10 protein-coding genes and 2 pseudogenes are annotated in these 11,822 nt (G+C 64.8%); 2 read left to right on the forward strand and 10 right to left on the reverse strand.

From position 1 onward, the window contains the following. Window position 1 precedes the first annotated feature (1 nt). The 3 genes from P9292_RS18825 to P9292_RS18835 form a co-directional block, all read right to left on the reverse strand. Window positions 2-1,846 carry an ATP-binding protein gene (locus P9292_RS18825; RefSeq protein WP_244828426.1) on the reverse strand — a complete coding sequence of 615 codons (1,845 nt, stop codon included), beginning with the start codon at window positions 1,844-1,846 and terminating at the stop codon, window positions 2-4. Window positions 1,847-1,850: 4 nt separating this feature from the next. Continuing rightward, entirely contained in the window at window positions 1,851-3,488 is a 1,638-nt protein-coding gene (locus P9292_RS18830; protein ID WP_244828427.1) for an ATP-dependent helicase, read from the reverse strand. A gap of 89 nt (window positions 3,489-3,577) precedes the next feature. Continuing rightward, window positions 3,578-4,249, reverse strand: a complete 672-nt coding sequence (locus P9292_RS18835; protein ID WP_250466759.1) for a glutathione S-transferase — start codon at window positions 4,247-4,249, stop codon at window positions 3,578-3,580. A 139-nt stretch (window positions 4,250-4,388) separates the two neighbouring features. On the opposite strand from P9292_RS18835, the gene P9292_RS18840 reads away from it, so the two are divergent. Next, the gene (locus P9292_RS18840) at window positions 4,389-4,559 is read left to right on the forward strand and encodes a hypothetical protein (RefSeq protein ID WP_244828429.1); all 171 of its coding nucleotides are present in this window, start codon (window positions 4,389-4,391) and stop codon (window positions 4,557-4,559) included. A gap of 72 nt (window positions 4,560-4,631) precedes the next feature. Here the strand turns inward: P9292_RS18840 and P9292_RS18845 are convergent, their stop codons facing one another. The 6 genes and pseudogenes from P9292_RS18845 to P9292_RS18870 all read right to left on the reverse strand — a co-directional run bounded on the left by P9292_RS18845 (window position 4,632) and on the right by P9292_RS18870 (window position 10,240). Continuing rightward, window positions 4,632-5,042, reverse strand: a complete 411-nt coding sequence (locus P9292_RS18845; RefSeq protein ID WP_309960631.1) for a response regulator — start codon at window positions 5,040-5,042, stop codon at window positions 4,632-4,634. 377 nt (window positions 5,043-5,419) lie between these two features. Continuing rightward, window positions 5,420-6,259, reverse strand: a complete 840-nt coding sequence (locus P9292_RS18850) for an AraC family transcriptional regulator (RefSeq protein ID WP_250493253.1) — start codon at window positions 6,257-6,259, stop codon at window positions 5,420-5,422. A gap of 230 nt (window positions 6,260-6,489) precedes the next feature. After that, window positions 6,490-7,752 carry an FAD/NAD(P)-binding oxidoreductase gene (locus P9292_RS18855; RefSeq protein WP_309960635.1) on the reverse strand — a complete coding sequence of 421 codons (1,263 nt, stop codon included), beginning with the start codon at window positions 7,750-7,752 and terminating at the stop codon, window positions 6,490-6,492. After that, the gene (locus tag P9292_RS18860; RefSeq protein ID WP_250493354.1) at window positions 7,749-8,006 is read right to left on the reverse strand and encodes a 2Fe-2S iron-sulfur cluster-binding protein; all 258 of its coding nucleotides are present in this window, start codon (window positions 8,004-8,006) and stop codon (window positions 7,749-7,751) included. The genes P9292_RS18855 and P9292_RS18860 overlap by 4 nt, the downstream gene beginning before the upstream one ends. A gap of 137 nt (window positions 8,007-8,143) precedes the next feature. Further along, window positions 8,144-9,283, reverse strand: coding sequence for an FAD-dependent oxidoreductase (locus tag P9292_RS18865; RefSeq protein ID WP_309964086.1), 1,140 nt, complete (start codon window positions 9,281-9,283; stop codon window positions 8,144-8,146). A 5-nt stretch (window positions 9,284-9,288) separates the two neighbouring features. Then, window positions 9,289-10,240, reverse strand: a pseudogene (locus P9292_RS18870) (4-hydroxyproline epimerase). A gap of 213 nt (window positions 10,241-10,453) precedes the next feature. Between P9292_RS18870 and P9292_RS18875 the strand changes: the two are divergent. After that, window positions 10,454-11,359: a dihydrodipicolinate synthase family protein gene (locus P9292_RS18875; RefSeq protein WP_250466752.1), complete on the forward strand. Its 906-nt coding sequence runs from the start codon at window positions 10,454-10,456 to the stop codon at window positions 11,357-11,359. Between the two features lie 113 nt (window positions 11,360-11,472). Here the strand turns inward: P9292_RS18875 and P9292_RS18880 are convergent. Further along, a pseudogene (locus tag P9292_RS18880) lies at window positions 11,473-11,769 on the reverse strand (helix-turn-helix domain-containing protein); the annotation flags it as partial. Window positions 11,770-11,822 lie beyond the last annotated feature (53 nt).

Raw genomic sequence — 11,822 nt, forward strand, 5'->3', positions numbered from 1 at the left:
CTCACGCCGCGCGCCGCCGCACCGTCACGGCGCGGTGCACGGCGCCTTTCAGCACGTCATAGCGCACGGGCTTCAGCAAATAATCGAAGAAGAGAATCGCCGCGCGCGGGTCGACGAGTTCCGGCGCGTAGGCGCTCACCGCGATGATCGGCACGCTCGCGCCCGGCGAAAGGCGCGCGCGATATTCGTTGGCGAACGAGTAGCCGTCCTTGCCCGGCATGTGCAGGTCGGCGAGGATCACATCGGCGTCGTTGGCGCGCAGCCATGCGAGTGCGCTGTCCACATCGGGCATTGCGACTGTCCAATAACCCAGGTGCGTGAGCATTTCCGTCAATGAATCGCGGATCGCTTCGTGGTCGTCGATCACGAGGACGCGCGATCTGCCGCTGGCGGGCGTTTCTATTGCTTCATCGCGCGGCTCCGGCAAGTAGTCCACCGATACCGCCGGCAGACTCACGCGAAACGCCGCGCCCTGCCCGACTTCGCTCGATACCTCGATCGTCCCGCCCAGCAAATTCACCAGGCCGCGCACGACCGCGAGGCCCATGCCCGCGCCGTCGAAGCGCCGCGTGCTGGATGAATCCAGTTGCGTGAACTCCTGAAAGATGAGCGGCAATTGTTCGCGCGAGATGCCGGGTCCGGTATCCACCACGGAGATGTCGAGGCGCTTGTCGGCGCGCACGAAATGCACGTCGATGGAACCTGCCTCCGTGTATTTGACGGCGTTGGTCACAAGGTTGGTCACGATCTGCCGCACGCGATGCGGGTCCGATTCGAGCGGCCCGCGCGCGCCTTCGAATCCGCCGCGTAACGCAAGACCTTTCGCGTTGGCCGCGGGCGTGTTGGCATCGACGATCGAATCGAGCAGTTCGGCGGGATCGAACACGGCCATGCGCAGTTCGAGCTTGCCCGCGCCGAGACGCGCGTAGTCGGTGAGATCGCGCATCTGCGCTTCGAGATGGCGCGCGCCTGCTTCGAGCCGCTGAATGATCTTGCGATCCGCCTCGGCGCGCAGATTCAGCCCGAGAAGCTCGACCGACGAGACGATGGCGTGCAGCGGCGTGCGCAGTTCGTGGCTGATCATGCCGAGGAACGTGTCTTTCGCGACGCCCGCCTCGCGCGCGGCGCGGGTCGCCTGGTGCTCGGCGCTGAGCGCGGCGCGTTGCTGCTCGATGAGACGCGTGCGCCGGTAGCCGTTGAACAGCAATAGCGCCGTGGCCGCCGCCGATAAAAGCCCAAGCAGAATGCCACCGTAGATCAGATACGTGCGCTTCTTTTCGAAGTCGCGCACCACGGAATCGCGCCCGACGATTTCCATCAGACGCCGGCCGCTCGCGAGTTCCGCGACGGCGGGCGCATTCTGCCGCAACACGCCGATGGTGCGCAGCGTGCGTTGATGGTCGGCGCGCAATGCCTCGACATCGGTTTCGACCGAGCCGAGCGCGGTGTCGATCTGCCGGAGAATTTCCTGCTGACGATTGCGCAGCGTGTCGTGTCCGGCGAGCAGATCGTTCGATTCCGCGACCTGCTTCAGCCGCGCGCGTAGCTGCCGGTAGCTTGCGCGCACGGCATCGGCGTCTTCATCGATTCCGCCACGGAACAGCAGCACCTGGCTCTCGAAACGCTCGTAGTCGATCTGAAATTGCGCCGCGTCCCAATAGAGACCGTCGTAAGGCAGCGCGAAGCGATGCGAATCGCGCGCCAACAGCCCCGAATACAGCATGTAGCCGACCGCGCCGATAGGCGGTGCCACCGCGAGCACGATCAGCGCCGCGTACCAGAAACGGCGAAACCACGGCCTTCCGGGCATGCCGGGCGCGGCAGGTTTGGCGGCTATGACGGACATTGCTTTATGGCAGCGTTTCGATGGCGGCTGCCGCCCGCTCCGACGCGACCACGATCAGCTTCATGGTCGCGCGCGTCGCGCCGACGAAGACTTTGCGCGCGGCTTGTTCATCGAGCACGTCGAAGTCGACTTCGGTGAGGATCACGCACGGCGCGGATTGTCCCTTGAAGCGATAGATCGATTCGAGCAGCACGTCGCCCTCGCGATACTCCGGATTGCCGAACAGATCGTACGTGCCGGTGAACGCGCGCAACCGATGCGGCCCGAGATGATCGACGGGCGTGAGCGCCGAACCCTCGCGCCCGCGAAACGACAGCACCGCGATGTCCTGCTTGCGAAAGCCGAGCGAGAGCGCCTGCGTGATGGCGCGCTTGGTCGCCTCGATCACTTCGTCGGAATGGCCGTTCTCGTAGGTGGCGATAGTCACGTCCGAGCCATCGAACGGACTGCCCGCATCCAGCCGCGCGCCCGGACCGACGATCTTGCGGATGAAGCCCAGAAGATCGCGCGGACTGCGGTAATTGGTCGTCTCGCGCAGAATGGTCCAGCCGGGCAGCGGCACGGGCTCGCGCAGATACAGGTTCTGCATCGGATCTTCGAGCCACCACCACGCGCCGTCCGGATTCAGCAACCGTTCCAGCGGTTCGACCCATCCCGGCTGAAAATCCTGTCCTTCGTCAACGATCAACACATCCGTCTTCCAGTGCTCGGGCACGGGCACGGCGGCGAAGCGTTCTTCGAGCGTCGCGAAGACATCGGGCTGGGAGAAGTCGGGCGGACTGCCGGCATCGCGCGCCACCGAGGCGCTCAGCTGATGATAATTCGCGATCCTCGCCTCTTTCGGCGCAATCGCGCGGATATGATCCGCGAGCGGCCGGTTGAAGCATACGTACAGCACGCTCTTGCCCGCCGCGAGCGAGTCGCGCATGACGCGCACGGCGAGTTGCGTCTTGCCCGCGCCGGCGGTCGCGATCACGCGCAAGCGAAACGGCGAAAACTCCAGCCGGCGCGCCCATGTCGCCAAACCGCCTGAAAGGCGCGTGACGAGCGTGTTGGCTGCGCCGACGAGCGCGTTGGTATCGGGCGTGAGCGAGAGTTCATCGGCGAGAAAGTGATGGATGCGCGCGGCCGACTCGAAGCGCGGCTCGTCGGGCGGCAGAATCTCCAGCACGACTTTCGGCAGTTGCGCCTTGCGGCTTGCATCGACGATACGTCCGGGCGGCACGCCGGCAATGGCCGCGTCCTTCACCGTGTAGTCGGGGCAATACAGCAGTTCCTCGATGCGATACGTTCCCGCGCCGAACGCCGCCGTGAAGCGCCGATGCAGATTTTCCAGCGTGCGCGCGAGTTGAATGGCGACGTTGCGTTCCTTCTGCAAGTAGACCTTCACGAGCCCCGCGCTGGTCTCGCGCAGGAAACCGGCTTTCTGCTCGATCATCAGCACGCGGCCCGATGGCGCGACCACCACGAAATCCGCTTCGCCGAAGACGGAGAAGCCTTCGTTGACGCGCGTCCAGTGCACGCCGTGATACACCGTGTAGTCCTCGGGCAGCTTTTCCAGCAGCGCGAGCGTTTCGAGCTCGCGGGCCGCTGCGCCGGTTGCTTCCAGGTTCTTCCAGTCGTCGGGAACGATTCGAGCCATGCTTGCCTTGGAGCTTGGTTGCATCTGCGATGAAGTCGCGCTTCATTGTATGCAACGGCGCGCGCCGAAGCGTCGGGCGCTATCCGACGCTATCCCGCGAGATCGTAACGGCCGCCGCGCTCGAGCGCACGCTGATATGCAGGCCGCGCGTGAATGCGTTCGAGAAACGCGCGCACATGCGGCAAGCTCTTCGCGCCCGCGCGCTGACTGCCGGCTTCGAGTGGAAAGCTCATTTGCACGTCGGCGGCGCTGAAAGTGTCGCCCGCGAACCATTCTGACTTCGCGAGTTCGCTTTCGATATAACCGAAGTGCAGCTTCAATTGCGGATCGATGAAACTGGTCTGCATGGTCTGCGCGATCCGGCGGCCGATCGGCTTCACGAAGAACGGCATCTTCGCGCTGCCGATGCGCAAGGCCACGAGTTTGAGCAGCAACGGCGGCATGGCCGAGCCTTCGGCGTAATGCATCCAGTAGTTGAAGCGCACGCGTTCCGGCGATGCGCCATGCGGCGGCGAGAAACGCCCTTCGCCGTAGCGATCGACGAGATACTCGAGAATGGCGCCCGATTCCGCAATGGTCTGCGCGCCATCCGTGATGACCGGCGACTTGCCGAGCGGATGCACGGCGCGTAATTCGGGCGGCGCGAGCATGGTGTTGCGATCGCGCTCGTAACGCTTCAGCTCGTACGGGACGCCGAGTTCTTCGAGCATCCAGAGGACGCGTTGCGAGCGGGAATTATTGAGGTGATGGACGGTGAGCACGCTGTTGCCTCGTATTGTTATCGTGAGCGTTGGTATGCGACTTGCAAGCCGACACCACGCGAGCATACGTCGAAGGATAATGTCCGCGCGCCCGAGGGCGCATCTCTTTCACACGCACACAGGGACAACAGGAGAAACCGTGACGCTGATCATTTATCTGGTGGGCTGGCTGATTTTCATCGGCGGCGTAGCGTGGGGGCTCGTTGCCATGCACGTGTCGCAACATACGATCGCCATCGTAGCCGTCATCCTGCTCGGCATCGCCGTCATTACCGGCGCAACGCGCGCCCGCAATCGCGACCGCTCGTAGCCGCTTATCGCCTGCCCTTTCCCGCTGTCTTGCGCTTGCAGCCGACGCCGCTCGCGCAAGACAAACGCGAAGTTAAGTCACCACACGTGCCGACAGCGCGTCTTGAATCAGCGCCACCAGTTCCTCGGGATGCGCGGGCTTCGTCATGAAATGCTGGAATCCTTCGCCGATACTTCGTAATCGGTATTCGTCGCCGTCGTGTCCCGTCAGCGCGATGGCCACGGAAGGCGGGAGATTGCCCCGTATTTCATGGTCGCGCAAACGTTGCACGAGGTAGAAACCGTCCATTCCGGGAAGGTCGAGATCGCATATCACCGCATCGGGAAGATTCCGGATCGCGGCTTCCGCGCCGTCTTCGGCGTCGGCTACGGCGATCACATCGGCGCCTTCTTCTTCAAGCAAAATTTGCAGTGATGCCCTGCTTTCGGGATCGTCTTCGACCAGCACGATCCGCGTGTGCCCCAGTCTTGCTACTTCGTTCATGATGTTCTTTTCGACTACCTAAAACGGAATTCTCGCGCACGGTCTCCACGGCTCGCCGCTCCTGACTGCCTGGGCAACCTTGCGTCGACTGCGCGCACCAAGCATACGTTGACAAGAAAACGCGGCGGGAATTCCGAACGCACCGTGTTCTATGCTGCGCGTGCACCGGTGCGGAATGCCGCGCAGTATGTCTCGCGCCGGGACAACGGGGGTAATGCCGGTCTCGGCGCACCGAAATCGAGCAAGAACCGGACCGGTCTGCGGCGTCGCCCGCAGACCCTTGACTGGCGGCGCTTTCAGCGTTTTTTTAGTGGCGCACCGGCCGGTAAAGCCGCACGACCGTGTAATTAAAACCGCAGCCATGCCCCGATTTCTCGTCAGACATTTAGGTTCGCGGCGGAATCGGGGCGCGTGGACAACGGCTGCGGCGCCTGCGATGTCTGCAACAGCGCGCGATATTCCGTCGGCGTAATTCCGACCGTCGCCTTGAACTGCCGCGTAAAGGCGCTGTGATCGGTGTAGCCGCATAACGCTGCCACGTCCGTCACCTTGTTGTCGTTTGAGACGAGCAGTGCGGTGGCGGCATCGAGCCGCGTCTTCAGCAATACCTGGCGCGGTGTCAGGTGAAAGACCTTGTGAAAATATCGTTCGAGCTGCGCGATCGACATGTTTGCCATCTGCGCGAGTTGCCGCATGTTGAGCGGCTGCACGAAATTTTCCTGGATGTGCTGCACGACCGCCGCGAGCCGGCTGTAGGCCGGATGCGTGCCTTCGGCCGCTTGCAGATCGCGCGAAATACCCGCGAGACCCACGATTTTGCCCGTCGCATCGTGCAGCGGCTGTTTGCAGGTCATGCACCAGCCGGGCTCGCGGCCGGGATACAGATGCAATTCGAGTTGATCGATGAGCTGAGTGCCCTGCGCGATGATCGCCTGATCCTGCGCCGTATAGATGCGCCCGAAGCGGCTCGGAAAAACGTCCTCGGCGGTTCGGCCGAGCAGCGCGGACTTGTCGTCCTTGTGGCCGCAGCGGCGCGCGAGCGTGCGGTTGACCATCGCGTAGCGCGCGTGGCGATCTTTCACGAAGAATACGATGTCGGGCATCGCGTCGAACACCGGCGCGAGCAGCGCGAAGTGCGCGAGCATGGCGCCGAGCGTCGATGCAGGCGAGGCATCGGCTGCGGGTTCTTCGTCGGGAAGGCCGGGCGAGGTTGGCATGCGTTTTCGGTTGGGCTGACTTTGAACGCGATGCGGGTGATTATAGGAGCGCGTGCATCGGGACAAAATTGAGCGTGGCGTCTGCCTTGCATGGCGGCTCATGCGTGAGCGGGCGTCGGTTCTTGAAGTTGGCGTTGGCGTTGGCGTTGGCGTTGGCGTTGGCGTTGGCGTGAAGCGTATCGCGGCACGGCTTCATCACGCTAGTACGCGGTTCATCGGCCGCCAAGACCTCAATCCACCGCGCCTTCGTCGAGTTCCGCCATCAATGTATCGATGCGAACTGGCGCGAACGGTGGACGCGTCATCGGGCGTTCCCAGCCGAAATACACCGACGCCGCCTCGCCGCAAATGCGTCCCTGGCACGCGCCCATGCCGCAGCGCGTCTGCAGCTTCGCATCGCGCCAATTGGCATGCGCCGCGACGTCGCCAAAGCGCACGTCCTCGCAGCGGCATATGAGCGTGTCGGCGGATGGCGGCGTGCGTGCGGCGGCACCCAGCTCGAAAGCGCGCTCGACGCGCCCGGCAAACGCACGCCAGCGCCCGCGTTCGCGCACGAGACGCATGTCGATGGCGAGCCCCAACGCCGCGCGCGCCGCAATCAATCCTTCGACGCGCGCCAGCTCCATGCCGCCGATGCCCGTGCATTCTCCGGCGGCGAACACCGCATCGAGCGAAGTGCGCTGAGTGTCGTCGACGCAAAGGGCGGCGGTATCGGCGAATGCGCAGCCTAGCGCCTGTGCGAGCGTCGTATTCGGCACGAGCCCGTAACCGCACGCGATGCGATCGGCTTCGATGACTCGCTCCCGACTGCCAGTGCGGATCGTGACGGCTTCGACGCGCTCACGCCCGTGCGCCTTCACGACGACACCGCCCGTCCGATAGCCAGCCGTCCCAAGCGCCATGGCCTGCGCGAGCTTCGCGGGCGTCACCGCAAGTGACGCGACAAAACGCGCGATGCGCCCAAAACGCGCCTGCTCGATGACCGCGAGAACTTCGGCGCCATGACGGCGCGCGGTATCGGCGGCGGCGAGCAGTAGCGGACCGCTTCCCGCCACCACGACGCGCTGCCCGCGCACCGGCATCCCGCTCTTGATGAGCGCCTGCAAGCCGCCCGCGCCCGTGACGCCGGGCAACGTCCAGCCCTCGAACGGCAACAGACGCTCGCGCGCGCCGGTCGCGAGAATCAGCTTCGACCAGGCGATTTCGAGCGATGCCGTCTGCTGCTCCAGCAGGAGCCGCTTGTCGCCGGAGACGGCGGCCACTTTGGTCGAGCTCAAGCGTGTGAGATTCGGGCGCGTGGCGGTATCGGCGAGCCAGTGACGAAGTGGATCGGCGAGCGCTGCCTGCGGACCCTGCCGCCAGATCTGACCGCCGGGACGCGGGTTATCGTCGATGAGCGCGACCCGCGCGCCCGCGCGCGCGGCCTCCTGCGCCGCCGCGAGCCCCGCCGGCCCCGCGCCGACGATCGCGATATCGAAAATTTCGGGCGTCATCGCGGCGTCGCCATCGTCTGGATGACGAGGCCTTCGTCACACAACGTCTGACAGCCGAGCACATGCGCGCGGCCCGCCACGACGACGCGGCACTCCTGACAGACGCCCATTCCGCAGAGCGCGGCGCGCGGCTCGCCCGAAACGGAGCGGCGCGTGCCTGCGATCGAGCGCATCGCGAGCGCGGCGGCGATGGTGGTGAAAGCGGCGACGTCGAGCGCTTCACCGTCGATGAAGATGCGGACGGTTTCAGCCATCTGGATGATCTTGTAAGAGCGCGAGCGGACCCGGCGCTTCGCCGTCGCTTGCGATACGCCCGGCAGCAATCGTCGAGGCATTCCTGCTTGCGAGCTTGCGAAGCCAAAGCGGCCACGCAAGCGGCAAGCGCGCAATTTCAACCATCGACCGGTTCCCGCGCAAACCGCTGCGGCGAAAACGCAGCCGCGTAAGGCGCTTGCATCGCGCCGAGAATCTGATCCGCCAGCAACGCGGCAGTGCCTAGCGAAGTCGTGACGCCCAGCCCTTCATGCCCGGCCGCAAGCCACAACCGATCGCCCGCATACCGCGCCGGGCCGATCAGCGGCATGCCGTCCGGCGTCGCCGCGCGCAAACCGGTCCACGCGCGAATCGCGTTGAGCGCGCCGATGCCCGGCAAAAACCGCGACGCGCGTCTGAGCATGAGCGCGAGCACGCGGGCATCGATGGCCGGATCGACATTGCCGAACTGCCGCGAAGAGCCGATCAAAATCTGTCCCGTCGGCCGCGGCTGCGCGTTGAACGCCACCGACACGCCGCGCGCGTGATGCGCGCTCTTGATATACCCGAGTTCCGCCACCTGATGCCTGATCGTGCCCGGATAACGATCCGTGATCAGCAGATGTCCCTTCTTGGCTTCGAGTGACACGCCATCGATCAACTCCGCCGCCGCAATCCCGTTGGCGACGACCACATGCGCCGCGTGACACCGCTCGCCGCCGCGAAGCGTGATGCTCGCGGCGCTGTCGGTCGCGGCGACGCCAGCGACCGCGCAGCCGGTGACGACGCGAATGCGCGCGGCGCCTTCGGAGCGCGTCAGCAGCCATTGCGCGGCTGCAGGCGCATAGACGATGGCGTCGTCATCGACGAGAACGCCGCCTCGCAGCGCGTGACTCAGCGATGGCTCCGCCTCGCGCAAGCCGGTCGCATCGAGCAAATGCGCGCGCACGCCGCCTGCCGCGAAGGCATCGCGCATGGTTTGCGCCGCGTCGAGTTCCTCGTCGTCTTCGGCGGCCCAGACGGTGCCGCATCGCACGAAGGCGTCGCGTTCGCGCAAATGCGGCGCGAGCGCCAGCCACAAGTCGCGCGACGCGCGGGTCAGCGCGAATTCGGCGGCGGAATCGTTCATCACGACGATATGCCCCATGCCCGCCGCCGTCGCGCCGCCGCCGATACCCCGCGCATCCACGACATCGACCACAAGCCCGCGCGCAGCCAGTTCCGCCGCGCACGCCGCGCCGACGATGCCCGCGCCGACGACGATCACATCCGCCGACATGTGCGTCACGCGGCAACGCTCGCCGGAATGCCGCGCGCGAACGGATCGCGCTCGTCGAACACGAGCCGCCCTTCGCCCATGACGTGCGCAAAGCCGGTGATCGTCGGCACGATCTCGCCTTGCGCGTGCTCGTAACTCGCCTCGAACACGCTGCCGATGATGCTTTCCTGCCGCCAGATTTCGCCCGGCGCGAGCAATCCGTCCGCCGCGAGACACGCGAGCTTCGCGCTCGTGCCGGTGCCGCACGGCGACCGGTCGGTACGCGCTGCCTGGGCACAGCACGAAGCTGCGGCTGTCGATGCCCGTCGAAGGCGAATCCGCGAACAGTTCGATATGGTCGATGTACGCTCCCGCCGCACCCGTTATGCCCTGCGCCTGCAGCGCTTCGCGAATCGCATCGGAAAATGCCGTCAACTCCGCGATACGCGCGCCGTCGAGCGTGCGTCCGTGGTCCGCGACGAGGAAGAACCAGTTGCCGCCCCACGCGACATCGCCCGTGAGCGGACCGTAGCCAGGCACATCCACCGTCACCGCGCGCCGATGCCGGTATGCCGGCACATTGCGCACGCTGACGCTGCCGTTCGGATTGAGCGTGGCATCGACGGGACCGACGGGCGTATCGATACGATGCCGCCCCGCCGCTATCCGTCCCGCATGCGCCAGCGACGCCACGAGCCCGATGGTCCCGTGCCCGCACATGCCGAGATAGCCGACGTTGTTGAAGAAGACCACGCCCGCAGTCGCGGTGGGGTCGTCGGGCGCGCAGAGAAGCGCGCCGACCATGACGTCGGAGCCGCGCGGCTCGGTGACGATGGCGCGGCGCCAGTCGTCGAAACGCGTGCGAAACGTCTCCAGCCGTTGCGCGAGTGTGCCGTCGCCCAAGTCCGGACCGCCCGCGGTGACGAGGCGGGTCGGCTCGCCGCCCGTATGCGAATCGATGATGTCGATGGTTTTCATGCTGCCTATCCTAAAAATGCGCGCGGCAGGCGTCTTGGAGCGGCTACGCGATTTCGATGACGATATCGGCATAACCCGCCCTCGCCCGATGACGCTCGCCGGAGCCCGCGCGCGCTGTGCCGAAATCGGCACGCGCCGCGCGCGAAACGCGCAAGACGCCTTGTTTTGCCGTGCTTAAACTGCACAGCGTTCAAACATTTTCGGAGAGCCGCCGTGTCGCATATCTGGGAAGGCGTGATGCCCGCCGTCACCACCAAGTTCAACGCCGATTTCAGCATAGACCGCGCGTGGACGAAGAAGAACATCGAAGCGCAGATCGAGGCTGGCGTGGACGGCATCATTGTGTGCGGCTCGCTCGGCGAAGCTTCGACGCTTTCGCTCGACGAAAAGCTCGACGTGCTCGATATCGCCGTGGACGCGGCGCGCGAACGCGTGCCGGTACTGCTGACCATCGCAGAAAACAGCACGCTCGACGGCTGCCGCCAGGCGGCGCGCGCGGCAAGCCGGGGCGCGAAGGGCTACATGGTGCTGCCGGGTCTGCGTTATATGTCGGATCGGCGCGAGACGCTCAACCATTTCCGCATGGTCGCGGATGCAAGTCCGCTGCCGATCATGGTCTACAACAATCCGCTCGCGTATGGCGTCGATGTCACACCGCGCATGTTCGCGGAACTGGCCGAAGACAGCAAATTCGCGGCGATCAAGGAATCCAGCGGCGACGTACGGCGCATTACCGACCTGATCAACGAAGTCGGCGACCGCTATGCGCTCTTTTGCGGCGTCGACAATCTGGCGATGGAAGCCATGCTGATGGGCGCACACGGTTGGGTGGCTGGCCTCGTGTGCGCGTTTCCGCGCGAGACCGTGGCGATCTACAAGCTTTTGCAGGCGGGACGCATGGAGGAAGCGCGCGCGATTTACCGCTGGTTCGCGCCACTGCTCGCGCTCGACGTGTCGCACAAGCTCGTGCAGAACATCAAGCTCGCGGAAACGATCGTCGGCCTTGGCACGGAGCCGGTACGCCCGCCGCGACTTCCGCTTGCCGGCGACGAACGCAAGGAGATCGAAGCGCTGATCCGGCAAAGTATCGAAACGCGGCCTGAATTGCCGCGGTTCTGATTTCGCCGATCACAGCGATGCCGTCTCGCGACGGAATCCATTATGTGAAAGCGTGAGTCTTTCAAGGCAAACGCAAAAATGCCGTCTCGCGACGGCATTTTTACTTGGTGCTCTTAAGCAGCAATACGGGCATGCTCGGGTTCGACGCGCTCGTCGCCGGTTTCCTCGCCATCGCCATACAGATGCAACAGGCGATAACCGCTCTTGTACACCGGCTGCAGTCGGAAGTGATTGACCGGCTCGATTTCCAGTGCCAGACGCAGACGCGACACGTGACTGTCGATAGTGCGCGTGGTTTCGCGGAACTCGCGACCCCAGACCATCGCGAAAATATGATCGCGCGACAGCACGCGACCGATATTCGAGAAGAACAACTGGGCGAGGCGGAATTGCGTGCCGCTCAAAATTAAAAATAAGCCTAAGAGCCTTGCCAAATAAGGCGTTCCGCTACGTCGCTTCTAAT

It is taken from the genome of Caballeronia sp. LZ001, assembly GCF_031450875.1.
Classification (GTDB): Bacteria; Pseudomonadota; Gammaproteobacteria; order Burkholderiales; family Burkholderiaceae; genus Caballeronia.

Coding starts and splice junctions, on each gene's coding strand:
- P9292_RS18865 (WP_309964086.1), bottom strand. CDS start 9,283: ATGTCGGCGGATGTGATCGTCGTCGGCGCGGGCATCGTCGGCGCGGCG.
- P9292_RS18830 (WP_244828427.1), bottom strand. CDS start 3,488: ATGGCTCGAATCGTTCCCGACGACTGGAAGAACCTGGAAGCAACCGGC.
- P9292_RS18845 (WP_309960631.1), bottom strand. CDS start 5,042: ATGAACGAAGTAGCAAGACTGGGGCACACGCGGATCGTGCTGGTCGAA.
- P9292_RS18860 (WP_250493354.1), bottom strand. CDS start 8,006: ATGGCTGAAACCGTCCGCATCTTCATCGACGGTGAAGCGCTCGACGTC.
- P9292_RS18850 (WP_250493253.1), bottom strand. CDS start 6,259: ATGCCAACCTCGCCCGGCCTTCCCGACGAAGAACCCGCAGCCGATGCC.
- P9292_RS18855 (WP_309960635.1), bottom strand. CDS start 7,752: ATGACGCCCGAAATTTTCGATATCGCGATCGTCGGCGCGGGGCCGGCG.
- P9292_RS18825 (WP_244828426.1), bottom strand. CDS start 1,846: ATGTCCGTCATAGCCGCCAAACCTGCCGCGCCCGGCATGCCCGGAAGG.